The 26,423-nt window shown below is 38.6% G+C and carries 20 protein-coding genes; 5 read left to right on the forward strand and 15 right to left on the reverse strand.

Features of this window, described 5'->3' with window-relative positions; all coding sequences use genetic code 11:
• Positions 1-23 precede the first annotated feature (23 nt).
• Together QM491_RS19855 and QM491_RS19860 are read right to left on the reverse strand one after the other, a co-directional pair.
• Complete coding sequence (locus tag QM491_RS19855; protein WP_283329279.1) at positions 24-479, reverse strand: GyrI-like domain-containing protein; 456 nt, start codon at positions 477-479, stop codon at positions 24-26.
• 137 nt (positions 480-616) lie between these two features.
• On the reverse strand, positions 617-952 hold the full coding sequence (locus QM491_RS19860) for a winged helix-turn-helix transcriptional regulator (RefSeq protein ID WP_283329280.1): 336 nt from the start codon (positions 950-952) through the stop codon (positions 617-619).
• A 347-nt stretch (positions 953-1,299) separates the two neighbouring features.
• Between QM491_RS19860 and QM491_RS19865 the strand changes: the two genes are divergently transcribed.
• The gene (locus QM491_RS19865; RefSeq protein WP_283329281.1) at positions 1,300-2,295 is read left to right on the forward strand and encodes a YhdH/YhfP family quinone oxidoreductase; all 996 of its coding nucleotides are present in this window, start codon (positions 1,300-1,302) and stop codon (positions 2,293-2,295) included.
• An 80-nt stretch (positions 2,296-2,375) separates the two neighbouring features.
• On the opposite strand, the gene QM491_RS19870 is transcribed toward QM491_RS19865, so the two are convergent.
• The 3 genes from QM491_RS19870 to QM491_RS19880 form a co-directional block, all read right to left on the reverse strand.
• Positions 2,376-4,196, reverse strand: coding sequence for an FAD-dependent oxidoreductase (locus QM491_RS19870; RefSeq protein WP_283329282.1), 1,821 nt, complete (start codon positions 4,194-4,196; stop codon positions 2,376-2,378).
• A gap of 162 nt (positions 4,197-4,358) precedes the next feature.
• Complete coding sequence (gene lpdA / locus QM491_RS19875; protein ID WP_283329283.1) at positions 4,359-5,753, reverse strand: dihydrolipoyl dehydrogenase; 1,395 nt, start codon at positions 5,751-5,753, stop codon at positions 4,359-4,361.
• 323 nt (positions 5,754-6,076) lie between these two features.
• On the reverse strand, positions 6,077-7,069 hold the full coding sequence (locus QM491_RS19880) for a DUF4382 domain-containing protein (RefSeq protein WP_283329284.1): 993 nt from the start codon (positions 7,067-7,069) through the stop codon (positions 6,077-6,079).
• A gap of 373 nt (positions 7,070-7,442) precedes the next feature.
• On the opposite strand from QM491_RS19880, the gene prfB reads away from it, so the two are divergent.
• Together prfB and QM491_RS19890 are read left to right on the forward strand one after the other, a co-directional pair.
• A protein-coding gene (gene prfB, locus QM491_RS19885; protein ID WP_283329285.1) for a peptide chain release factor 2 occupies positions 7,443-8,517 on the forward strand; the annotation gives its coding sequence in 2 pieces (ribosomal slippage) (positions 7,443-7,502 and positions 7,504-8,517; 1,074 coding nt in all).
• A gap of 561 nt (positions 8,518-9,078) precedes the next feature.
• Complete coding sequence (locus QM491_RS19890; RefSeq protein ID WP_283329286.1) at positions 9,079-12,162, forward strand: serine hydrolase domain-containing protein; 3,084 nt, start codon at positions 9,079-9,081, stop codon at positions 12,160-12,162.
• A gap of 42 nt (positions 12,163-12,204) precedes the next feature.
• Here QM491_RS19890 and QM491_RS19895 read toward each other — a convergent pair whose 3' ends face one another.
• The 5 genes from QM491_RS19895 to QM491_RS19915 form a co-directional block, all read right to left on the reverse strand.
• Positions 12,205-12,972: a phosphoglycerol geranylgeranyltransferase gene (locus QM491_RS19895; protein ID WP_283329287.1), complete on the reverse strand. Its 768-nt coding sequence runs from the start codon at positions 12,970-12,972 to the stop codon at positions 12,205-12,207.
• The gene (locus tag QM491_RS19900) at positions 12,932-13,360 is read right to left on the reverse strand and encodes a hypothetical protein (RefSeq protein ID WP_283329288.1); all 429 of its coding nucleotides are present in this window, start codon (positions 13,358-13,360) and stop codon (positions 12,932-12,934) included. The genes QM491_RS19895 and QM491_RS19900 overlap by 41 nt, the downstream gene beginning before the upstream one ends.
• A 238-nt stretch (positions 13,361-13,598) precedes the next feature.
• On the reverse strand, positions 13,599-13,937 hold the full coding sequence (locus QM491_RS19905; RefSeq protein WP_166553161.1) for a phage holin family protein: 339 nt from the start codon (positions 13,935-13,937) through the stop codon (positions 13,599-13,601).
• A 71-nt stretch (positions 13,938-14,008) separates the two neighbouring features.
• Complete coding sequence (locus QM491_RS19910) at positions 14,009-16,594, reverse strand: M14 family metallopeptidase (protein ID WP_283329289.1); 2,586 nt, start codon at positions 16,592-16,594, stop codon at positions 14,009-14,011.
• A gap of 173 nt (positions 16,595-16,767) precedes the next feature.
• Positions 16,768-17,166 (reverse strand): TraR/DksA family transcriptional regulator, encoded by a 399-nt coding sequence (locus QM491_RS19915; protein WP_240915740.1) that lies wholly within the window; start codon positions 17,164-17,166, stop codon positions 16,768-16,770.
• Between the two features lie 443 nt (positions 17,167-17,609).
• Here QM491_RS19915 and QM491_RS19920 point away from each other — a divergent pair, with 443 nt between their 5' ends.
• On the forward strand, positions 17,610-18,884 hold the full coding sequence (locus tag QM491_RS19920; RefSeq protein ID WP_283329290.1) for a Glu/Leu/Phe/Val family dehydrogenase: 1,275 nt from the start codon (positions 17,610-17,612) through the stop codon (positions 18,882-18,884).
• A gap of 247 nt (positions 18,885-19,131) precedes the next feature.
• On the opposite strand, the gene QM491_RS19925 is transcribed toward QM491_RS19920, so the two are convergent.
• Positions 19,132-20,463 (reverse strand): DUF58 domain-containing protein, encoded by a 1,332-nt coding sequence (locus QM491_RS19925; protein ID WP_283329291.1) that lies wholly within the window; start codon positions 20,461-20,463, stop codon positions 19,132-19,134.
• A gap of 346 nt (positions 20,464-20,809) precedes the next feature.
• Here QM491_RS19925 and QM491_RS19930 point away from each other — a divergent pair, with 346 nt between their 5' ends.
• A complete protein-coding gene (locus QM491_RS19930; protein ID WP_095166371.1) occupies positions 20,810-21,769 on the forward strand; it encodes an AAA family ATPase in 960 nt (319 codons plus the stop codon).
• A 275-nt stretch (positions 21,770-22,044) separates the two neighbouring features.
• On the opposite strand, the gene QM491_RS19935 is transcribed toward QM491_RS19930, so the two are convergent.
• From QM491_RS19935 to QM491_RS19950, 4 genes are all read right to left on the reverse strand, one after another.
• Positions 22,045-23,439 (reverse strand): DUF6056 family protein, encoded by a 1,395-nt coding sequence (locus QM491_RS19935; RefSeq protein WP_283329292.1) that lies wholly within the window; start codon positions 23,437-23,439, stop codon positions 22,045-22,047.
• A gap of 190 nt (positions 23,440-23,629) precedes the next feature.
• Complete coding sequence (locus QM491_RS19940) at positions 23,630-24,517, reverse strand: DMT family transporter (RefSeq protein ID WP_283329293.1); 888 nt, start codon at positions 24,515-24,517, stop codon at positions 23,630-23,632.
• Between the two features lie 253 nt (positions 24,518-24,770).
• Positions 24,771-25,850, reverse strand: coding sequence for an LptF/LptG family permease (locus QM491_RS19945; RefSeq protein ID WP_283329294.1), 1,080 nt, complete (start codon positions 25,848-25,850; stop codon positions 24,771-24,773).
• A 134-nt stretch (positions 25,851-25,984) separates the two neighbouring features.
• Positions 25,985-26,419, reverse strand: coding sequence for a Fur family transcriptional regulator (locus QM491_RS19950; RefSeq protein ID WP_283329295.1), 435 nt, complete (start codon positions 26,417-26,419; stop codon positions 25,985-25,987).
• Positions 26,420-26,423: the final 4 nt, after the last annotated feature.

A 26,423-nucleotide genomic window follows, 5' to 3' on the forward strand; every position in this document is an offset into this window, starting at 1 on the left:
TTTGAGTTTTGACGAAATAAATCTTATTCTATTCCTAATAAAATCTCTGTAACGTTTTCTGCTGAAGTAAGATCAACCCAATGGATATATACTTCACGAACCTGATTGGTGGGTTTTGCGCCACTGCCATATAATTCCTTAAATAAAACTTCATATACAGGCTCGATATTACTGAAATCGCCATGATGCACATGAGCCATAGCCTTGAAGCTTTCGTGTGTTGTTAAGGTATATTTTTCAGGTAACTCAACCTCTGCTTCATTGACAGGCAATGCGATTTCGAGTGTAAAAGGTTTGGTCGGGTCGCCAGAAGCATTCCAATAAATAAACTCTAAGGGCCCTTGTGCTTCTAAACCTAATTGAGATGCTGTTACGTACAGAGGTTCTACTTCTCGCATAGCTATAGTATTGACATGCGGTAAGGTAGTTTCAGTACTGTAGATAAAATACTTCTGAGCAGGGATTTGTTTTGTTGTCATTTTGATTGTGAAGTTTAAAGTATAAGAAGTTTTTGCAATGGGCTAAATATCAATGTTCAACTTTTCGCTTTGCATTGAAGACATGACAAAATAACTACTGCTCAGTGACAAGGGTATGTCAGTAGGATCAAAAAAAATTACATATTTTGTAAAGTTTTTTCCTGATGAATACGTCCCCACTTTCGAATTTCCTTTACAATCGGGTAAAGCGTTTCTCCATATTCGGTCAAAGCGTATTCCACACGTGGCGGAACTTCGGCAAAAACGGTTCTACTCAAAATACCATCTGCTTCGAGTTCATCTAATTGCTTAGCGAGCATACGTTCGCTAATGGTTGGAAGCGCACGTTTCATTTCGCCAAATCGATTGACCCCTTTTTTGATAAGTACCAATAAAGTGGTTTTGCATTTTCCCTTCAAGACTTTCATAAACACATCTGAAGGACAGTTATATTCAACAAGATTTTTTTCCATTATTTCAAAAAATAAAACATTGATAGTCAGCAAAACTGCATTTTTTGTAAGTATCTGTACCCTTTGTAATTGCTTGACTTTCAGGGATATTTTGTAGAAGTTTATGACAGAAAGCAAAATAAATGAATTTTATCTGAAAGCAATCTAATGAGAGTGGTAAAGTTCAGTTGAGATATTGGGTAAGAATAGAAATTTTGAAATAACTCTTTGATTAGAAGTAATAGATAGATATATCATTAGTAATAATGAATTATTACGCTTTATGCAGTAAGCCGTAGGCAAGCACAGTTTTGAGCTTAATGCATAAAGCTTAAAGCGGGCAAAATGCCCATTAACATAACAAAACTATGAACCAATTTAAAGCCCTTGTGGTCTCCGAAACTGCTGAAAAGCAATATGTAAGAACCATCACGCAACGTAATATCGAAGACTTACCCGCAGGTGAGGTATTAATCAAAGTCCATTATTCTACTTTGAATTATAAAGACGCCCTATCCTCGATTGGAAATAAAGGCGTAACCCGTAATTATCCGCATACGCCAGGGATTGATGCTTCGGGTGTCGTGGTTGAAAGTACCGATGCTAATTTTTCGGTTGGACAAGAAGTATTAGTCACCAGTTACGATTTAGGAATGAATACATCGGGTGCTTTGGCCGAATACATTCGTGTACCTGCCAAATGGGTAATTGCGCTGCCAGCAGGATTGAGCCTTGCTGAAGCGATGATATTGGGTACAGCGGGTTTTACGGCAGGTTTATGTATTGATGCTTTGTTGAAATATGGGGTTAGTCCAGAAAAAGGCAAAGTGATTGTCACAGGTTCAACGGGTGGAGTAGGTATTTTGTCGGTAGCTATTTTAGCAAAATTAGGCTTCGAGGTAGTGGCTGTCACAGGAAAACCCGAAGCAGCGGAGTTACTCCAGCGTTTAGGGGCAACCGAGATTGTCAGCCGTGAAAGTTTGAATGATACCTCTGGTCGTCCGATGTTAAAGTCCATTTATGCAGGAGCAGTAGATACCGTAGGAGGGAATATCTTGGCAACTATTTTGAAGTCACTTCACTATGGCGGAGCCGTTGCAGCTTGCGGTCTGGTGGCATCTCCTGATTTACCTACTTCGGTATTTCCATTTATTTTACGAGGTAATGCCCTACTAGGTATAGATTCGGCCGAATGTCCTATGTCTAAACGCCTAGAAATTTGGCAGCATTTAGCCAGTGACTGGAAGTTAGACAACCTAAATTTAATTAGTCATGAGATTGGTTTAGAGGAAGTTCCAGCAAAATTAGACTTGATGTTACAGGGAAAAGCATTGGGGAAAAGCTTGGTTAAAATTATTGGCTAAAATAGGATAATCCCGATAAAACCTTTTTCCGAAATCCATAGATTTATCTTTCTAGAATAGGTAAAAAATAGAAGGTAACTCTATGGATTTTTTTTGTTTTTTTCTTGTGCTAAAAACCCTTGATGGTCGATTTTTTGATAAAAAGGATTTAATACTTTATCCAAAAGATAGGCAAGTTCTCCTCTTTGGATAGTTCCTGTCGGTGGAAGATTTACTTGATATTTTGGTGATATGTGGATAAATATGCTCGCCAATTGTGGATAACTCAGTGGATAACTCAACTCCGACTCTATAAATGTGGGTAACTTGAGCTTAGGATAGTATGGTTTTAATCCTAGTAAGAAATCTTTCAACAAAATGGTGGAGTCTGGGTAGAACCATGTTTCATTCGACCATTTGTTGTTTTTACCTTCTCCCTTCAAGATACCTGTTGCTCCAATTTTTTGAATAGCTCTAAAATAAGGATGCTCAGGAGAGACATCGATATAAGGCATCAGGTACGCTTTCTGGTTGACTAAGGTATTTTGTACTTTTCGAATAGATACCTTTTCTGGAGAAACCTTATTTTGAACCGCAAGACTAGCCAGCACGCCAGCTGCTTGTCCTATTTCCATGACAACAGGCTGAAGGCGTGAAGCTCCGTTGACAAGGTTGGATACGGAGATAGATTTTTCAGCAACGATAAGATTACTGACATTCTCAGGGATAAGGCTCCCCAATGGAATATTGAAAGAAGGTACTGGAACAAAGTACAAATCGGGTGCTTTGGGGTTTTTGCCATGGTGCTGATCTATAGGATAATCTCCCACGGCGATACCTGTACGGTAAAGTGGTTCGGCTTGGGTAAATGGTTTTTCAAGATGATTCATATTGATGCGTGCCAGTCCTTTGATACGTCGACTTTCGCGGTGGTAGGGAATCATAGGAAGAGAATCTTTTGTTTCAAAAATATCAGCTAATCCGAGGGTGTTCCAGCCTAATTCGGTTTGCATGAAGTACACAAAATTTCGGGTATGCTCTTTGGCTTTAATAATGGCTTGTTTGCGTTGTTCGGCATTCATATCAACCATATTAGCATAATAATCATTGCCATGAATTGGCCAATTAATCATGTACAGGTCGTTTTGTAGCTTCCCATACGTTTTCATTTTTTCACAATCCCAAAGTCTAGGCATTTGTTTGTCAGGGCATAATTTTTCACAAGCACAAATAAAATCCACTCTACGATAATCAGCAGAAGGACTCACAGGCTTTTGGACCTGATGGTAGTCTTTTAGTACAGCCACGTATGTCAAGTCTTGAATAATGTCATTGGCTTGCTGAGGGGCTACTCTTTCGTGATAGGTACTTTGGGCATCCATTCCTAAGTCATATTTTACCCCTAAGAGAGCTGCAACATCGCCTAACTCGGTAGCGTCGATAAGGATTTTGGCTTGAATAGTTTCGGAGGTATTTCCTGCCAAAGAGACAAGCCAGTTATTATTCTGAGCAATAATCTGGGTATATCGAGTGCCCAATAAGACATGAAGGTTTGATTCTTTACTACACATCTCGGAAAGAATCTGTTGTCCTACTTGAGGCTCAAACATCACTTGGCTTACCCAACCTGTTTGTAGGGCTGTGGCTGTACCATAATGTTTGACAAGTGCATTTTTGAATTCTGCCCAAAGCCCACTTGGTAAATGATGATTACCATCTATGGCACTGACCCCCGCAGAAGTAAGCATTCCTCCAAGCCAAGCTTCCTCTTCAATAATGGTAACCTTTACACCCAACCGAGCAGCTTGAATACCTGCCATCACGCCACTAGCACCTCCACCAATCACAAGAACATCTGTTTTTAGCTGTGCGAAACTCCAAAGAGGAATAAAGTATATAAAGAGGAGAGCAAATTTTTTCATAAATGATAAAATCTTGAGAAGACTCATAAAATGATAAAAGTAGAAGGGCAATTCAGTTCTTTCAAATCATCTTCTGCCTTTTAATTTTATTCTAAGTTATGTAAAAAACAAAGGCCGTGTAGAGGGTTCTACACGGCCTTTATAGAAGAATATCAACGCTGATTATAAGTCAACAGCACAGCCATAAGCCGCTTCAGTTGCACCTTTGATAGCCTCAGAGATGGTTGGGTGAGGGTGAACAGCTGTCATGATTTCATGAGCAGTAGTTTCAAGGCGACGAGCCACAACTACTTCAGCAATCATTTCAGTTACGTTGTAACCAATCATGTGTGCACCTAAGAATTCACCGTATTTTGCATCGAAAATTACTTTCACAAAACCGTCTCTAGCACCAGCAGCAGTAGCTTTACCAGATGCTACAAATGGGAATTTACCCACTTTGATTTCGTATCCAGCTTCTTTTGCTTTTTTCTCAGTAAGACCTACAGAAGCAATTTCTGGAGAGCAGTAAGTACAGCCTGGAATATTGCTATAGTCTAATGGATGAACTGGGTGGTTAGCGATTTTCTCCACACAGATAATACCTTCAGCAGAAGCTACGTGAGCCAATGCAGGACCTGGCGTAACATCACCAATAGCATAGTAGCCTGGGATGTTAGTTTCGTACCATTGGTTAACCAAGATTTTGCCTTTGTCAGTAATGATACCAACATCTTCCAAACCTACGTTTTCAAGGTTAGAAATAACACCAGCAGCCGAAAGAACGATGTCACAGTCGATAGAGATGTTACCAGAAGGAGTTTTTACCGATACTTTACAACCTTCACCGGCGGTATCTACAGATTCAACAGATGAGTTTGTATGAATATCGATACCTAATTTTTTGTATTGTTTAGCCAATTCTTTAGATACGTCCTCATCTTCAACAGGAACGATGTTTGGCATAAATTCTACAATCGTCACCTTTGTACCCATAGCTGCGTACACGTAAGCAAACTCAACACCGATTGCTCCAGAACCGATCACAACTAATGATTTTGGTTGAGTTTCAAGAGACATCGCTTTACGGTAGTCGATTACTTTTACGCCATCGATAGGGATATTTGGCAAAGCTCTAGCACGTGCGCCAGTAGCAATCATGATATTTTTGGCATCATATACCGTAACAGCACCATCAGCAGCGGTTACTTCTACTTTTTTGCCAGGTTTTACTTTACCGTTACCCATGATTACGTCAATTTTGTTCTTCTTCATCAAGAATTGAACACCTTTGCTCATGGAATCGGCAACGCCACGTGAACGCTTGATAACAGCACCGAAATCTGCGCTAGCTTCAGAAACAGTGATACCGTAATCAGAAGCATGTTTGATGTATTCAAAAACTTGCGCTGATTTCAATAAAGCTTTAGTAGGAATACAGCCCCAGTTCAAGCAGATACCTCCCAACGATTCGCGTTCTACTACGGCACATTTCAAACCCAACTGAGACGCACGAATTGCAGCTACATATCCACCTGGTCCTGAACCAATCACTATTAAATCATAAGTTGTTGCCATTTTGTTCTATTTTAAAGGGAAAAGTACAATTTGGCTACAAATATAGTTATAAGCTGTCAACTGCTAAGTGATTAATTACAAGTTTTTGGCTAAACTTATACAGTTTATACTTCATCTATCAATTTTGATAACTTCAAGGTATTGAGGAAGAAGTATAAATATTCAAAAGCAGTAAACCCTCTTAGTAAAAAACGAAATCCTCCTCCGAAAATTCGAAGGAGGATTGTCAAAACAAATTAAGTTAAGATATAAATTCAAGGTATAAGCACTCGTCAACCAGTGTTTTTCGGATAAAAAATGAGCTGTTTATAATCTATTGCTTTTTATAAGCCTAAAAAACCTTTGATAGATAGTGATAAACGTACCTCTGTGCTACTTTTTACCGAAAGTTTTGTCAAATCAAGATTTCCTGAAAGGTTCAAGAATGAGTTTAGCGCTACAGACGAATTAGCATCGCCCGAGCTTTTGAAGGAAGCAAAATGGATTTCGTAATCTCCTTCTTCCAAGAATGATACCTTAAAATTACCTGCGGCATCTACCTTGGCACTCGATACGGCATTCTTAAACTCTACTGAACTTTCTCCCTGACCCTTTGTTTCAACGTTTTGGTTGAACTCCCCTTTTTTATACACAAAGGCTACTACATTACCCATTGTGGCTGCATTATAACCACTCACTTGTCCAGAAATAGTACCCGTAGCCGTTTTGTTTACCACTCGAATCGAGGATTGTAACTCGCCGTAGGTTACAAAAGAGTATTGTTTTTGTGCATTTTCATTGAATGTTTTAATCGCTTTGCGTAAATCAAAATCTACCATCAAATCGGTTGTGCCATCCTGACTAATGGTAAAAGGTTTTGTATTTAGGTCAAGATAGTTACGGGCATTTCCCGAAATAACTAGTTTACTTTTTGTACCATCAGCCTTAAGAATGTAAGACCCTGGTGCATTTCCCATTGCATCTTTTTCATAATCAAAGAAAAAAGTCAATTTTGAATAAGTACCTGCTTGCAACTGCCCTTCGCCAAGCGTTAGGAAATTTCCGTTGTTAAGTTCTGCAATATTGACCGTTTTAGGACCTTTGAAAGCATCGAAAACTCTACCATCAACACGTACTTCAGTGATTGTAACAAAAGCACCTTTAACTTCGGCATTGTCGATAGGAGCATCCGTCACGCCAATGCGTACTTGACCTTTGGGTGCGTTAGGGTCTTGCTGAACAGGCTCGATGCTATCTTCGTTTTTGCTACAAGACCATTGAATCATACCAGCGCCTATTACAGCTAGGGCCAATGTAAGGAATTTGTTAGTTTTCATAAATAAGGAAAAATTTAAGGGAATAAAGTAAAGGACGTAAAGCCATCGTTTGAAGACTTTTGTACTTAACTAACGATAAGAATTGTGACTCAGATTTAATTATCACCCAATGATGTGGTCAAAAAAAGGCAACGTTTTTCTAAAACACTCATTTTAAACTTTTTCAGAAAAACTACTTTATATGCTGCTTCACATGATTGGGTGACGAAATAGAGATATGAGAATTGGTTTTCGGAATAAAATTTACCAGCCCTATTTCGATAAATTAGTACAAATTCGAAATCAAATATCCTCAATCCGAATACCGAAGTCGCTGTTATTTCTTCCCTAAAAATGCACTATCTTTGCACCTCAATTAAAACAATCAAACAACATGACAAGAGACAGGTTCAATGACCTGAAAGCCAGAGTAGAGGCTTTGAGGAGGTATCTTTGACTACGATAACAAGAAGTACCAAATTTCAGAATTAGAAACCATCACGCTAGATCCTGAATTTTGGAATGACCCCAAAAAAGCAGAAAGCATCATGCGCCAAATGCGTGAACTGAAGTTCTGGACAGCAGGTTTTGATAAAGCTAATGGACATTTAGGCGATTTAGAAACTATGTTTGAGTTTTATGACCTTGGCGAAGCTTCTGAGGCAGAGGTAGATGCCGAAGGCGAAAAACTGGAAAAACAGCTAGGCGAACTCGAATTCCGCAAAATGATGTCTGACGAAGGCGATAATATGTCTGCCGTATTAGAAATCAACGCAGGAGCAGGAGGGACAGAGTCGCAAGACTGGGCAGCTATGCTGATGCGTATGTATATCATGTGGGGCGAAAAAAACAACTTCAAAGTAAGAGAAGTAGACCATAACGATGGCGATGTAGCGGGTGTTAAATCCGTGACACTCGAAATTGATGGCGAATTTGCCTATGGAAATCTTAAGTCCGAAAATGGGGTACACCGCTTAGTTCGTATTTCTCCATTTGACTCCAATGCTCGTCGTCATACTTCTTTTGCGTCGGTATATGTATATCCATTGGCCGATGATACGATTGAAATTGATGTTAATCCAGCCGATATCGAATGGGATACTTTCCGTTCGGGAGGAGCAGGTGGTCAGAACGTAAACAAAGTAGAAACAGCAGTACGTTTGACGCACAAACCTTCGGGTATTATTATTGCTTGTCAGCAAGAGCGTTCACAGCTACAAAACAAGGAGGTTGCCCTACGATTATTGAAGTCTAAACTCTATCAAATCGAAATCGAAAAGCGTAATGCTGCTCGTGCCGAGGTAGAAGCAGGAAAGAAAAAGATTGAGTGGGGTTCACAAATCCGTAGTTATGTCCTCGACGACCGTCGTGTAAAAGACCATAGAACCAATTACCAGACTTCTAATACAGATGCTGTATTAAACGGTGAAATCAACGAATTCATCAAAGCTTATTTGATGGAACAATAGTTTCAGTTGAATTGAGTGAATGAGAGCTTGAGTGATTATTAAAAATACATTGTCATTGGTAGAGACGTAATGCTTTGCGTCTTAAGCCGAGTTAGACATAGCATATTATTACCCCAAAAGCGGTCAGAAATTGTTTTTCTGACCGCTTTTTTTAATGAAATTGATGTCGCGGCAACTCTTGTAGTTGCTATTTTGAAGGCAGCAACTGCAATGGTTGCCACTACATCCAAAAATACTAATCATAAGAACTCTTTTGGGCAAAATGAAATCCTTCATAACAACCCTAATTTATGACTCACAATGCCACATGAATACATAAATAAGTAAAATCACTCAAACCCTCCATCACAATTCACTCAATTGATAATAAGTTTGGTTTCAGGTTTTTAATGCCAAAGTATTTATGGTAAATTTGTTATTTAAAAGAAAATTTGTTTTGTGGAACTAGGCTTGGAGAGAGGTTTTTGTGGAAAATGATTGTCAAAACGGACAATAAAAGATAACCTAACCATCGAATTCGTTTAGTTTAGCAATAGACTGAATAGGAAATTAGAGAAGAAGATGTTGAAAAGATTATTAGCGTTAAGTTGTATTATAACCCTATTGTTAGGTGCCCTAGTTGTGGCAACGGATGTTTCGTCGGCTTCACCGCTTGAACAGCAAAGAGCCCGAAAGCGTCGCCATGTGAGCCGCAAAAGTAGTCGATCACGCAAAAGTCGTGCACGTGTTCGTCGTGTGGCAATAGCGCACCCGATTGCTAATATGGTTTTTACACCACCCAATGCTCCACTTTTCAACACCAGCAGTATTTTACTAGAAAATCAATGGGTTGATAGTGTATTTACAACTTTGACAGATGACCAAAAAATAGGTCAGTTTTTCATGTTGGCTGTACATCCCAATAATGGAGAAGGACATTTCAAAAAAGTCGAAACTCTTGTCAATAATTATGGAGTAGGAGGAGTAATTTTCTTCAAAAGCGAACCTCACCTTCAAGCACAAATCAATAACCGTCTTCAATCACAAGCTCGTGTTCCTTTATTAGTATCCATCGATGGCGAATGGGGTTTGGCTATGCGTATGAATTATACGATGGCTTTTCCGAAACAAATTACCCTTGGTGCGATTCAAGACAACGACTTGATTTATCGTATGGGGCAAGAAATTGCTCGTCAATGTAAGCGTTTGGGTGTGCATCTCAATTTTGCTCCTGTAGTAGATATCAACAGCAACCCTAATAATCCGATTATTGGACACCGTTCTTTCGGTGAGCTACGCGAGAATGTAGCTGCCAAAAGTAGTGCTTATATGCGTGGTATGCAGGCCGAGCAGTTACTTGCTTGTGCCAAACATTTTCCGGGGCATGGCGATACACATGGAGACTCCCATCGTACCTTACCTCAATTGGCTTATAGTGCACAACGCCTCAAGGATATGGAGTTGTATCCTTTCCAACGATTAATTAATGATTCTATCAAGTCTGTTATTGTTGGACACCTCCAAGTACCAGTATATGATTGGAAACCTGCCACGCTTTCTCCAACTATTGTGACAAATTTGTTGAAACAAGAAATGGGTTTTAAAGGATTAGTTATTACTGATGCCTTAAATATGCGTGGAGTTCAAACATCTCCTCATATACCCGGTGGCGTAGATTTGCAAGCGTTTTTGGCAGGAAATGATATTTTGTTATACTCTGAAAATATTCCAGAAGGTATCAAAAAAATCAAAGAAGCCATTACCAATGGCACCATTCCACAAGCGGAGGTAGATTATAGAGTAAAGAAAATTTTACATGCTAAATATTGGGTAGGGTTAAACAAATTCAAATATGTTGAGACTACTAACCTATATCAAGACCTTCATACGCAAGAGGCAGCAGCCATTCGTCAAGAGTTATTCAATGGTGCTGTGACTTTGGTGAAAAATGACCAGACTTTACTTCCAATGAGTGGGGGAGACAAAAAATTGGTTTCAGTCGGTCTTGATATCAGTCCTGATAATAGTTTTGAAAGGGCTTTGGATCAATACGGTAACTTCCAACATTTTACTAGCGGAGGCAAAAATTCTGAGGCATTTTATAATGAAGTCCTTCGCTCAGTAGACTCAACTAGCACGGTGGTTGTTGGGATTCATGATTTGAAAAACACGCCATATACACGCTACGGAGTAAGTACTTCAATGCAGGAGTTTATCAAAAAACTAGAAAAGAAAACCAATGTCATTCTATGTGTTTTTGGAAACCCTTACAGTTTAAAATATTTTAACGAGTCCAAAACCGTAATTTGTGGCTACGAGGATGTGTCTGAAGCGCACAAAGCAGTTGCTAATGTGATTTTTGGTCGACTTTCAGCCAAAGGAAAACTTCCAGTATCTGTAGAAGGATTGTACAAAGCAGGAGATGGTATTATTACCAATCAAACAGGATTGGTACAAGATGGTAATCCTGAAGGTTTGGGTTTTAATACCACAACACTTAACCAAATAGATACGATTGTTCAGAGTGCCATTGAGCAAAAAGCTTTTCCCGGCTGTCAAGTGGTGGTAGCTCGTAAAGGACAAATTGTATATCAGAAAAACTTCGGACGGCTAAGTTATGAGTCGTCCAGCAATCCAGTCAACGACCAAACCATTTATGATTTGGCATCAGTGACCAAAGTATCAGCCACCTTACAAGCCATTATGGCTTTATACGATCAAAAGAAAATAGACCTTGAACAAAAGGTCTCTTTTTATTTAGAGGAGTTACGTGGCACCAACAAAGAACATATTACCATCAAAGATGTGCTTTGGCATCAGGCAGGGTTAGTAGCTTATATCCCTTTTTGGAATCGTACACGCACACCTTTAGGTTGGAAAAATGAATATTACAGCAATATCGAATCGTCAGAATACCCATTGCAAGTAGCCGAAGGAATGTATGCCAAAACTGCCATTCGTGATTCTGTTTGGCATTGGGTAATTCAATCGTCGTTGACTGGTAAAAAAGACAAAGAAGGACATTACGGATTTGTCTACAGTGATTTGGGTTTGATTATGATGCAACATTTAGTAGAAAAAGTATCAGGTCAACCTTTGGATATTTTTGTAAAAAACACGTTTTATCAGCCATTAGGGCTAGCTACTACGGGCTATAATCCTTTACAACGTTTTCCAAAAGTTCAGATGGCACCGACTGAAAACGATAAGGTTTTTAGAGAGAGATTACTACAAGGAACGGTACAAGACCAAACCGCTGCCATGTTGGGAGGGGTATCTGGACATGCAGGTTTGTTTAGTTCAGCCAAAGATTTGGCTATTTTGATGCAAATGAATTTACTCAAAGGCTCGTATGCTGGCAAAAAGTACTTGGAAGAAAGTACTGTCGAATATTTTACCCAAACCAAATCTCCAAGAAGTCATCGCTCATTGGGCTGGGATAGATTGCCATCAGGAGGCTCTAGTAGCTATATATCTTCTTTGGTATCACCCACCTCGTATGGACACTCAGGCTATACAGGCACGCTTGTGTGGGTAGACCCAACCAAGGAAATCGTATTTGTATTTCTATCTAACAGAGTAAATACTTCAGCTGAAAACACCAAAATCAATACATTAGGTATTCGTAGAAAAGTAATGGATGTGGTTTATAAAGCGTTGAAATAGGGTAGAAATATCAGGAATCAAAAATTCCCTAGCTTTCCAAAATCATACAGAAGCTTGATTATATTTTTCAAAAACCTTTGCTACTTCTTCCAAAAACTCTGGTTTGTCCTCAAAGGCATTGCCAATCGTGATAATATCGGCTCCTGCTTCTAGGGCTTGAGCTACCTTTTCAGGCGTATTTAGTCCTCCTCCTACAATCAACGGAATATCAATCATCCCTCTCACTGCCTGAATCAACTTGGCAGGAACAGGTATTTCGGCTCCACTGCCTGCATCCAAATAAATTAATTTCATCCCTAAATATTGTCCAGCCAAGGCAGTACAAGCGGCAATATCTGGTTTGTTGTTTGGAATTGGCGTGGTATTAGACATATACGAAACCGTTGTCGGGCGACCACTCTCAATAAGCAAATAACCTGTCGATAATACCTCTAGCTGGCTTTGTTTGAGCAAAGGAGCAGCAACCACATGTTGACCAATCAAAAACTCAGGATTTCGTCCAGAAAGCAATGACAAAAACAAAATGGCATCGGCTGATGGCTCGATATGCAAGCTATTTCCTGGAAAAAGAATGACAGGCTTAGAAGTCTGCGATTTAATTTGACTAATCACAGACTGGATAGAAGGTGTGGTAATAAGACTACCACCCACCAAAAAGAAATCTATTGGATAGGTATTACAAAGAGCCAACAACTTCGATAAAGATTCTGCATCCACTTTATCAGGGTCGATAAGCACCGCTAGCGCCTTTTTTCGTTGCTCTTTAAAGCTATTCAGTTGTTGGAGTAAGGTTGTTGTTGTCGTCTGCATCAGCATTAATAGATTCTTTCATCAGCGAAATCGCTTCTAAGATTTTGTCTTTAGCAATGGCAATCAAAAAAGACATGATATATCCTTTGATTGAGCTAATAATCCATGACTCTTCTTTGGGTTCTTTAACGGCTACGGGAAGATTGGTATTTTCATCGTAGACGATTTCTTTCACCTTCGTTTTTTTATCGGTAGGCGAAAGCCATCTGAACAGTAAATAAGTGCCCAACAAAACGCCACCAATGACCAAAGTGGCTGTACCAACTTTAGTAGCTTCGGTTTTGAGAGTGATTACTTGCGTGTCGATTTTATTTTTATATTCCTGTGCTTCTTGCTGCAATTGCTCCTTGCGAGCAGCTGTGTTTGGTGAACTCAATGCTGGTAACATAAGGGATAGGGCTTTTATCTCGAAAGATTTGAATGAAAAACGATTGATAAACCTTTTGATTCAAACGAAAAACACATTTCTAAACATTCAAAAATTAGGGTATAAATGTTTAGAAAAATACCAATCAATGCATCAAGCACTTCTACAACCCTTAGGCGTGGAAAGCTCTTTGCGTTCAAAACTAGGAAAAAAAGTATTCTTTTCTGTGAAAATTCTTCAAAAATGAGTTTCCGAGCTACTATTCAACCGTATTGGTTGAGGGAGCTTTGAGCGGTTCGTTTTCCTGTAAAGGTTGTTTGAGAAGAAAAAATACAAGCCCTGTAATGATACCAAGTAGGCTTGTGACAATCACAAATCCTAAAAAGTCACTATGCGTAAGATGATTTAGGTAGAGGGCAAAAGTAATGAAGACAAAGACAAGGAAAATGGCAGAAACTATGCCCAAAACAAGCAGTAACACCAGCTTTTTGATGGCTGCTTCAATGCGTTCTTGAACTTCAATCTGAGTTAGTTCAATTTGAGTTTGTACGTATTTGTACAAATTATCGACCAAGCCGTTGGGTTCTAAAAGTTTCATATTTTTGAATCAGCCCGAACCTTAGTTCGGAGGTTTATGGATGAACTCCGAACTAAGGTTCGGGCTATATATTAATCTTCGTCGCCCCCTCTGATACCAGAAAGGATATTGCTTCCGAAGAAAATAGCATTCAAAAATAACTTATTAGTTCCATACCAAAAAGCTCTGAAGTTAGGATTGTCAGTCATCACGATAACTTTTCCTGCTCCGTAAGCTGTAGCAACTACCGCTGGAGTGTTCTTCATGGTCTTTTTGTTTGGCTCTGTAATGTACCCACTAACTAATGGGTCGTTAGCGTAAATTAATGGAGCATTGTACGGATCTTTGATTTTTTCTAAGAAAATCGTATTGTCCTTAAATACACTCAAAGTAGGCTCTTTGTATCCATAACCAATTGGGTGAGTTGGATCTAATTTTACTTGAAAAATAGCTCCAGCAATTAATTGAGCGCCTTTGTATCGTTCTGCCAAAGCATAAGGTTTTGGACTTGAAGTGGTATCTGCTGGCGTATTTTTGATTTTTACTGGCGAAAGTCCCTTCGACACCGCCCATGGTACAGCATCTGTCACTGCTATCAACGTGCCACCTGCACGTACCCAGTTTTTGATTTTCTCTTCGTTCAAGGCGCTATACTCACCACTCGATAGAATCAAGGTATTGTACTTGTCAAGACTCATGCGGTTTACTTGTGCAATATCAGACATCGTCAATGGCAAGTTTACACGAGTATCCAACAAATGCCAAATTTCTCCCGCATCGTTAGGATTGATACCTGCTCCTGTAATCATCAACGGACGAGGTGTGCGCATTGGGGCAAAATAGCTACTTCCTAAGTCAATACCAGTTGGCGTCAAGCCTGTTGGAGCTGCATAGAAATCAATACCATCTCTTTCTGCCAATTTTTCTAGTAATATTCTTAATCCGTCGAGATTGCTTAGTTGGTTACCGCCTGCGGTGATTTCTACGGTACCATAGTCAAAAGACTTAGTGCCGCCTTCAATCACACCTGTAAATGGCTCTGTGGCAACTTTAAGCTTATAGCCTTTCTTCTGTAATTCATACGCAGCACGTGGTGCAAAATATCCATCCCATTCAAACAAGTAAGCGTAATTGCTTGTACCAACCACGCGACCTTTAGGGAAATCATTTTTAGATAATTTTTCGCCTAAAGCTACAGGCGTTTTAGCTTCGCCATAAGGTACGTTGAAACACAATGGCATTCCCCATGCTGAAATATCATAGAAAAGTGAATCTTCGAATTTGGTACGTTTTTCAAAAATACCCTGAGCCAAACGATACTGTGGTTGTGAAAGTGGCACTACATACGAATTTTCTTTTTTGAATGATTTACCTTCTACTGTTTCATCTTTTGACAAACGATACACCTCAATGTCGTGCTGACGTAGAATACGAATCATTTCATGAGTCTTCACATGATCTGTTGTATTACCAAAAACGTAGGCTTGCGTAGCGCTAGGATTTTTCTCCTGATAAAACGAGCGTTGGTAATCTAACAATTCTTGACGCATTGCTTTTGCGGCACGTAAGGTAGAAAGTGTTGTCGTAAATTGGTTACGAATCGTAAAGGCAAAACTCATCGGACCATTTGGTGTATCTTGTAAGTGTCCACGTGAACTTGCTTGCTCAAACAAGATACCAATACAACCTTGTGCATCTGGGAAGGTCGAACCTTTTCCGTAATAAAAATCATCGTAACCTTCTTTGGTAAAATACAAAGAACCGATTTTGTCCAAAGCAGAAGCATGGAATTTTCCGATTTTTTCGGTTAGTTCAATGTTTTTCTTTGGTGTAATAGGGTGGGTACGTGCTGGAATGCCTGGTTGGAAAAAGAATGACGATCCGCTTCCCATTTCATGGTGGTCAGTCAAAATATTAGGTTTCCATTCGTGGTATTTCACAATACGACCTTTACTTTCAGGGTGCTGAGTGTACAACCAGTCACGGTTAAGGTCAAACCAATAGTGGTTGTAGCGACCACCTGGCCAAGTTTCATTTAACTCACGACTGTTGGGGTCAGCTACTAAGTTCATACTCTTATTGGCATTTACCCAGCTCGAAAAACGCTCGCCACCATCAGGGTTGATGCGTGGGTCAACCAAAATTACCGATTCATTCAAGACCGAATCAATTTCGGCTCCTTGAGCTGCTGCCAAATAATACATTGCCAAAGGAGAGGCATTAGTACCACTGGCTTCGTTGCCATGTACCGAATAGCCCATCCAAACAACGATTGGCATATCTGCCGTTTTGAGACTAGATGACTTATCTGGTTCAACAAGTTTGTGGTGTTCAGCTTTGATTTGGTCGATATTGGCCAAATTTTTTGGAGAAGAAATGGTCAGGAGGAGCAATGGACGGTTTTCGTAAGTTCTGCCGTATTCAACAAGTTTGACACGGTTTGACACTTCAGCAACCTTTTTCATGTATCCAACAAGTTGTTCGTGTTGGATATGCCATTCGCCTACTTGGAAGCCAAAATATTGCTGTGGCGTAGGAATGACTGGGTCATATTTGACATTTTGTGGTAAATAATAGCTGTCTGCCACTTGAGCAAATGACAGATGACTAAGCATTAAAAGCAAAAAAGCGGTTGCCCGCTTTAATATGCTAATGCTAAACGAGTAGCGGTAATTCATAGTGTGAAAAGTTGGTTGATAAAGAAAGACGATAAAAATTTGAGCACCATCTTGTGTGTTGGCGCTTATATAAAGTTTTCAAAAATAAATGCACACGAATTACCAAAAGATTTCCTAATCTGACTTAGATAACCTTCAAGTAAAAACACTAGAAACCCTACTTACAAACGTTACTAACGTTGCTTCATGAGTTTTGCTTCAATCGTTTGTTGCGTATGAGGCACTGCTCTCAGACGTTCTTTTGGAATCAATTTGCCTGTATCAATACATACACCATAAGTGCCATTTTTGATACGGATCAAGGCATTTTCCAACTGAGTCGCAAACTTTTGCAAGCGAGCAGCCAACTGGCTCATACTTTCTTTTTCAGAAGTATCAGCACCATCTTCCATCAACTTTGAGCTTCCCGAAGTCACATCAGTACCTGGGTCGTTACGCTTGTGTAGAGCTTCACGGATGTAATTTAATTCACTACGAGTGTCATCTAATTTTTTAGTGATTAGCTCTTCAAACTCCTTCAATTCCTCTTCAGAGTAGCGTGTTTTTTCTTCTGCCGAACCTGTATTCATCATAATTGTACCAATGATTTTAGTGAGTCAAAATCCCTTCTCATAGGGAACATCCTTAAAATTGCGCAAATATACGTGGTAAATTTGAAGTAATTGAAATATTTCAAGAAATAATAAAAATTTTCCCAAAAATAACAATTTGGTAATTTACCAATTTTGCCAATGGTTATTTGGTAAATGCTTGTATTACCCATAAAGTTAAAAAGCAAAAATGAAAAATTGTGCAAAATTGTGTTTTTGGCTAAAAAATCGGGTATTTCTACTTACAGACCAGACACTTGACATTCTCATTTAAGGGTTGCAATATTGTGAATATTTCATTAACAAATTGATTTTTTAGAAGTTTATTTTGTATTTTATAAAGAACGACTGGGCGATAAATTTATGAGAAAAATCACTCAGTTTTTTATGGATTAAAATAGATTTCAACAAACTGTGATAATGCTATGACATACATAGAACCAGCTCCTATCAAAGATAAGGAGAACCCTTTGGAATCCATGATGCAACGATTTGACAAGGCTGTTGAGTTGTTGGGTATCTCTGAAGAAATGTACTATATCTTGAAAGTGCCTGCACGCCAAGTAACGGTTGGATTACCAATTACGATGGACAATGGACGAATCAAAGTGTTTGAGGGTCACAGAGTTATACACTCAAATATTCTTGGTCCAGCCAAAGGAGGTATTCGTTTTGACCCAGCTGTAAACATCGATGAAGTTCGTGCTTTGGCAGCTTGGATGACTTGGAAATGTGCCGTTGTGGATATTCCTTACGGCGGTGCAAAAGGTGGTATTGCTTGTAACCCTCGCGAAATGTCTGCGGGCGAAATGGAGCGTTTGATGCGTGCCTATACGGTGGCTATGTTAGATGTATTTGGTCCAGACCGAGATATTCCTGCACCAGATATGGGTACTGGTCCTCGTGAAATGGCTTGGTTGATGGACGAATACTCAAAAGCAAAGGGTATGACTGTAAATGCTGTCGTAACTGGTAAACCACTTGTATTGGGTGGCTCATTGGGTCGTACAGAGGCAACAGGTAGAGGTGTGATGGTTTCGGCTATGGCTGGTATGGACAAACTAAAAATTAATCCATACAAGGCTACTGCGGCTATTCAAGGTTTTGGCAATGTTGGTTCGCATGCGGCTATTTTGTTACATGAAAGAGGTGTAAAAGTCGTGGCTATCTCTGATATTTCGGGTGCCTATTACAACGAAAATGGTATCGATATCGAAGGCGCTATTAAATATAGAGACTTGAATCGTGGTACTTTAGAAAACTTCCCAGGTGCAGAAAAAATCACTAACGAACAGCTTTTGACATTGGATGTGGATGTATTAGTACCTGCTGCTAAAGAAGACGTTATTACACATGACAATGCTAGCTTTATTCAAGCAAAAATGATTGTAGAAGGCGCTAATGGTCCAACTTCGGCATCAGCTGATGATATTATCAATGAAAAAGGCATCTTGGTTGTACCAGATATTTTGGCGAATGCTGGTGGTGTAACTGTATCATATTTTGAATGGGTACAAAACCGCATGGGCTACAAATGGAATCTTGACCGTATCAATCGTCGTTCAGACCGTATCATGAAAGATTCTTTTGATAAGGTATTCTTGACTTCTCAACAATTTAATGTTCCAATGCGTATTGCTGCCTATATCGTAGCTATCAAAAAAGTAGCTGATACCTACAAATTTAGAGGTGGATATTAATCGTATTGAGTGATTTTTAAAAAAGGTATAGTAGAGACGCAATGCTTCGCGTCTTAAGCCGTATCAAAAAAGCGGTCGAAAAAATAATTTTTGACCGCTTTTGGGTGAAATATATTTATTCATTTTCCTTTTCTTATTACAAAACAAAAATTTAAAAGCGCTAAGCAATCAATAATTTTACGATTGCTTAGCGCTTTTTATATAAATCGATAGGTGGAAAGCTAAAAGCCGATAGCTAATCGCTTCTTTAAATTGCTCCTTTAGCTTTCAACATCAAGTATTTATTGATAGTATTTATCGATAATTGTTGAGGACTTGTTAATAGTGCTTGAATCCCATATTGCTCTAATTCTTTCACAATCAGCTTTTTTTCATAATAAAACTTTTCTGCAATAGTTTTTTGGTAAATCTCTGCTGTTGTCGAAGCGGGTTGTTCAAGGATATTCTGTAGTCCCGTATTTTCAAAGAATACTACTAAAACTAAGTGTTCTTTAGCAAGCTTTCGAAAATGAGGCAACTGACGTCGCATAGAATTAACTGTTTCGAAATTAGTATATATCACCAATAGGCTTCGTTGCTTAATTTGTTTTTTGACATGGATATATAGTGCTTCATAATCACTTTCTTGAAAAAGTGTTTGCTGATGATATAACATATCCAAAATTCGATGGAGTTGCCCAGATTTGCGGTCAGCTAAAAGCGTCTGATTAATTTTGTTTGCAAAAGTAATAATGCCCGCTTTATCGTGTTTGTGCAAAGCAATATTGGATAGCACCAAGCTCGAATTAATCGCATAATCCAATAGCGTGAGTCCATCAAAAGGACTTTGCATAATTCGACCTTTGTCGATAAGACAATAAATCGATTGCGCTCGCTCGTCCTGATAACTATTAACCATTAGTTCGTTGCGTCGGGCTGTAGCTTGCCAGTTGATCGTTCGAATATCGTCGCCTTGTACGTAGCTTCTGATTTGTTCAAATTCCTGTGTATGTCCAATTCGTCTGATTTTTTTGATACCAACATCCGTTAATCGGTTCGAAATCGCCATTAATTCGTATTCTCGCATTTGCAAAAATGAAGGATATACGGCTACCATTTTATCTTTTTCAAACTGAAATCTCCGTTGTAACAAACCCAAAGGCGAACTCACAAATACATTTAATGCGCCAAATAGATATTCTCCTCGCTCGGTAGGTCGGAGGGTATATTGTAAATTTTGGGTCGTATTACTTGCTAGTTGGGTATCTATTTGAAAATCTCTTTTTTGAAATTGAAAAGGAATCTCATCGACTAAATTTACTTTTATATCAAATCCATAGCGATTTTCTAAGGCAATTTCGATGGTATTCTGATCGCCATTAGACAAACGTTCTGGAATAAACCTTTTGGCAATAATTGCCTTTTGATTACCAAACAGCATGATTAAATCTACCAAAAGCACTCCTCCAAACGCCAAGCTCAATAAGACAGCAATATTGAAAAGCCAAGGCAATACAAATGCCAAGCAGAAAAGACTAATTAGAGCGGTAAATCCCCAATAAACAGGCTTGTTGATATAAATGGATAAGATTTGTTTCACGAGAAAGTGGAATTGTACGAGTAAGACAATAGCATAGAACCAGACTCTTTGCATCTAGTAAATTTGTGTGGTTTTTTCCATAAAATCAAACTCTTTATAGCTACTTTAAAAGTAAAGATTTTTTTAATGTATTATAAAAGATAATAGTTTAACCTACTCAATAGTTTTGGTCTTGGGAAAGTATCATCTCATCACTGAAACCCATGGATAGGATTGGCAGTTTGAGCTTTTTTTCGTAAACTTGTCAAGAAAGCCTAAGGGAATAGTGTTGTTTGAAAAGGCGGGCAAAAATAACTTCTCGCTTGTGCTTAGGCAAATTAGTGCAAAACATACTTCTTATTGACTGATGAATTCTCGCGCAAAAATAAAACAGGTATTTGATGAAATGGGTAAAATCGTGGTAGGGCACGAGCGCCTTACCAACCGATTGTTGATTGGACTCTTTACTGGTGGGCACGTTCTTTTGGAAGGTGTGCCAGGCTTGGCCAAAACTCTTACAATCAATACACTAGCTAAAATCCTCGATTTGAATTTTCACCGTATTCAATTTACACCAGACTTATTGCCTGCCGATTTGATTGGAACGATGATTTATAACCGTAAGCTCGATGATTTTGAGGTACGCAAAGGACCTATTTTTGCCAATATCATTTTGGCCGATGAAATCAACCGTGCTCCTGCCAAAGTGCAGTCGGCATTGTTGGAGGCGATGCAAGAAAAACAGGTAACGATTGGCGACGAAAGTTATATTTTGGATAAGCCTTTTTTGGTATTAGCTACGCAAAACCCTGTAGAGCAAGAAGGTACTTTTCCTTTGCCAGAAGCTCAGGTTGACCGTTTTATGCTAAAAGTATTTATGGGATATTTGAGCAAAGAACAAGAACTAGAGGTAATGCAAAAAATGTCAAATATGGACTTTAATTATAAGCCTAAGGTTATTTTGACAAAAGAAGACATATCTAATATCCGTCAAGAAATTAATAAAATTACGATTTCAGAAACACTCGAAAGATATATCATCGAATTGATTTTTGCGACACGTAAACCTGGAGATTACGGCTTGAGAGATGAGGCTCGTTATGTACAGTTTGGTGCATCACCACGTGCAACGATTAACCTGAACCTTGCCGCAAAAGTATTAGCTTATCTTGATGAAAGAGACTACGTATTGCCAGAAGATATTAAAGAAATAGCGCCCGATGTATTGAATCACCGCATTATGCTAAATTACGAAGCCGAAGCTGATGGCATAACTACAATGCAGGTAATCGATACGATTTTGAGAAGAGTGGCTATTGGTAGATAAGTTGAAAATAGAAACTATTTTGACTTTTGTGATTAAAAATCTGAGCTTTAGCAGTAGAGACGCAATGATTGCGTCTTAATCAGCGTCATATCTAGCACGGTAAAATCAAAAAAGGCGGTCGAAAACTAATTTCGATCGCCTTTTTTGATAATGTATTTCAACATGGTACCTCTTTAGACGCAAAGCATTGCGTCTTTACTAGTAAAATGTAGATTAACAATAATCACTCATCCACTCAATCAAAAAATCACTCAATTAAGGATGTGATAGTAGACTTATTTCTTCATCACAATCACCTTCTTTTTAAAATAAGTCGCATAGCACTTGTTCCAAAGATGGTCTTGATTGTCTTTAATCTCATCGAAGTACAAGGTTTTGGGAGCGTGTTTCAAAGGTGTTACATAAATGGTATCTGCTTTTGACTCCTGAATTAGCTTATATCTAGCCGTCATTTCTTCATCATATCCTTTGGCATTTCCTGAGCGGATATCCGCATACATAATTCGTAGATTGGTACTTTTTGACCAAGCAAATAACGACCATGCTGTTAAGCCCAGTACAAAAACAACGTTGTGCAAAGGTAAAGTAATCAGTTTTGGAAACTGATTTAGGATACTTAATATCAAGTAAAACCAGCCTGCTAAGAAAAACACATAAATGGCATTTTTGACACGATCGGGCACGCCATCAGGGTTACCGTAGTGAATCGCAAAAAACATTAACGTAAGCAAAACCCCAAGGCTTGCAATGGTATATATCAAATTGGTTTTGAATAATGCTATCTTGGTATTGGGTACAAATTTTTGATACCATGCCGCAAACAAAAGAGTCATAGGCAGGAGTGGGCTATAAACTACCCAGTGGAAACTATCTTTAATGGTCGACTTAAGCGCCTTTGTTATAGCCAAGACAATATTACCGCTCAATGCGCCACCTTGCATACGCACTTGGTTACCTGGGGCTTTGATTACCAAGAAATACGCACACAATACTGCTACAATGCCAAGCATGGTAAAAAACTTATCAAAACGCTTTTCGAAAAGAAGAAAATATAGCCAAACCAGTCCTAAAAAAGCAATAATCATCAACATTACCACTTCGTTTGAACCTACAATAAAAAAAACTAATGTGGCGCAAAGCAAAGCAATGGCATTTTGAAGAGATTGATATTGTGGAGAATAATATCGTATGAGCACAGCCACCAAATACATCCAATAGCACACTGATATTGGAAAAATAAAGACTGAGGTGTACCAGAAAAAATTATCAATAATACTAGCAGATTCAGCAATATAAAGGCTCAAAAATGCTCCTGTAAGCACCAATTTATTACTACGACTTGTTGGAATAAACTCTCCAACCATTAGGTAAAATGAATGAAATAACAGAGCCAATATTAAAACAGGCATAATCTTGACGAAGCCAAAATAACCAAATGCCAGCGGTGAGGCATGGAATAGCATGTTAGAAATATATCGCCCCGACCAGCCTTCGTAGTATAAACGCTGACCCTCCCAAAATCCATAATCACGGGTCATGTAGGCAAAGCAATAGTCGTCTGCTACAGATGGATGATTGAAATAACCCAAAATAACAATGGGTACTACACTAAGTAAGAAAATTACCCAGATAATCGAATGCGAAAATGCCTTAGTTTGTATAAGTTTCAAAACCAAATGTAAACTTGAGTGAATGAATAAGAAAGAAGTCTACCTAGACTTGGATATCTATGCTCGACAACGGGAGTTTTGGAATACTTAAACTATTATTGCTGTCAAAGATATCTTCAACAAAATTACCTGATTTCTTAGATTTAATTGTTAGCCAATTAATAAATACTCATGTTGGTCAAGAAAAGAATCATTTGCCAAATCTTTTATTTAGAATAGGATAAATCAAAATGGCGACTAGAATTACACCCGTTCCTGCATAAAAGCCTAAGTTCATTTGTTCTTTTTCTCCAAAAATCAGATACGCAAAGATAATCCCATATACAGGCTCAAGATTGAGGGCAAGATTGAATATAAAAGCGGAGAATTTGATTAATAATTCAACTGTGACAGTGAAAGCATAAACCGTACACACCAAAGATAATATAGCTAACCAAAGCCAATCCCAACCATGTGGAATTACTTGGTCGATGGTTAAGTAGCCACTTTTGAGTGTATAGAGCAATGGAATCAGTGAAGTAATTGCTGCACCTGTCATTTCGTAAAAAGTAATGACCTGAGAGGGATATGATTTGCCAAGCTTGGAGTTAATTACCGAAAATAAGGCACTTAGCATTGCCGCCAAAATCCCTAGAATCAAACCCCAAATGTGCTTTACCTCCGATAAAAAAATCATACAAAGCCCACCAATGACCAATAGACCTAGCAAAACTTCATGTGGACGAACTTTGCGTTTGTAAGTAATAGGCTCAATAATACTTGTCCACAAAGTAGCAGTGGAAAAGCCAGCCAAGCACAGGGCTACATTGGATATTTTGGCAGCAAAGAAAAACAAAAACCAATGCAATGAAATCAGAAAACCTGTTGACAATAATTTGATTGCTCCCGAACGATTTATTTTTAAATCTACCCGACGAAACTTTAACACAAAATATATTCCAATAGCAGCAATGGCAGTTCTGAAAAATACGGTGCTCAAAGAATGTACAGATATAAGCGTCCCTAATATCGCTGTAAAGCCAAGTAATAATACAATGAAGTGTAATTGGATATAGTCTTTTGTAGTTTTGTTTTGCATAAATTCTGTTGTTTAATCAACCAATAAATACTTGTTTTAAGGTAATAGCAATACAAGTAGAGCATAAATAAAAATGAGTTAACTATTTAGTAGCAAACATTAGTCCATAGACACACTGTTTACTAACTGAAAAGTTAACTCATTTAGAGGATTTATAAATTGTGAATTATAAATGATGAGTATAAGGTGCTGACAGCTATAGTTTTAATTCACAACTCACAACTCACAACTCACAACTCATAACTCATTTTTATTATCGTGGAATCGTATAGTACAGTAACACCCCAATACCGCTAAAAATAATATTAGGTAGCCATACTGCTAGGAGAGGAGGCATCGTACCTGACTCGGCCATACCTTTACTCATCATAAAAAACATGATATAAATAAAGGCTAGCATAAAGCCCAGTGCAATCTGAAATCCAACGCCCCCACGCGATTTTCGTGCCGATACAATCAAACCAATCATCGTTAGGATGATAATGGCAAAAGGGTTGGCAAATCGCACGTATTTCTCTACCACAAAAACCTCAACACCATCGGCACCACGAGATTTTAACTTGGCAATATGCGCATTTAACTCTGGCAGCGTAAAGGTTTCATGAAGTTGATAATTACTATCAAAATCTTTTGGTGAAAGATTAATCGTGGAGTCGATTTTGGTACCATAGGTCAACTTTTCTTTACCTTCTCCCTCAAAGGCACGGATACGATAATCATGGATTGTCCATTTATGACGAGTGGTATCCCAAGTAATTCTTTCTGCCATCAACTTACTCATAAGCTGATTATTCTGAATTTTTTCTAGGGTAAATCTATAGCCTGTATTCGAGTTATTGTCGTACGTTTCCATATAGGCATACGTGTCTGGTGCAACTTTGATATGGACATCTCTGCCACTGAAATAGTAGGTATCAATAACATATTTCCGTTCAAACTTGATACGAGTTTTGTTCGCAATCGGAATAATCCAAGCTACCATGAAAAACGTAATCACTGCAACTAATGCCGAACCCATCAAATATGGTCGCATTAATCTCAGAAAACTTACCCCAGTACTCAAAATGGCAATAAGCTCGGTACGAGCGGCTAAGTTTGCTGTAAAAAATACCGTCGAAATAAACACCATTAGGGGACTAATATAATTGGCCCAATATGGTACAAAGTTGAGGTAATAGCTAAAAAGAATTTCCGAAGTAGGCGCTTGTTTTTTGATAAAGTTGTCAACCTTTTCGGTGTAGTCAATCACCAAAATGATAGCAACAATAATCAAAACAGCAAAAACGTATGTCTTGAGGAATTTTTTTAATATATATAAATCTAAAATCTTCATGCCTAAGCAAAGGTTGGTATATAGTCGAAGAACGAGCTATGGATTTTTTTACAAAGCTAAATAAAAAACCTCTCATTTTCAGAGAGGTTTGAGATATGCCTAGTGTTGGGTTGTGTTAAATATATTTAAAAACCCTAAAATACCTGATTACAAGTTTTACAAACGCCTTGTACTAGCAAGTTGGTTTCGACACGTTGATAACCTTCGGGCAAGGTAACTTGCGGAATAGTTACGTGGTCGAGACAAGTGGTAAGACCGCAATTAGTACATTTAAAATGCACATGGTCATGATGATGCTTGTGGTCGTCGGCATGACAATTGTCCTTACAAAGGGCATATTTGATACCACCCTCATCATCTAATACTTTGTGGATAAGTCCTTTGTCTAGAAATGTTTTGAGTGTACGATAAACGGTTACACGGTCAAACTTCTCAGACATTTGGGTTTCCACATCAGCATGAGCCAATGCGTAGGCTTTTGTTAAGAATATATCTAGAATCTCTTCACGACATTCTGTTTGGCGAAGGCTGTAGGCCTTCAAGGTACTTTTAATTGCGCTCGCATTCATAAGT

This window comes from Flectobacillus longus (assembly GCF_030056705.1).
Lineage (GTDB): Bacteria > Bacteroidota > Bacteroidia > Cytophagales > Spirosomataceae > Flectobacillus > Flectobacillus longus.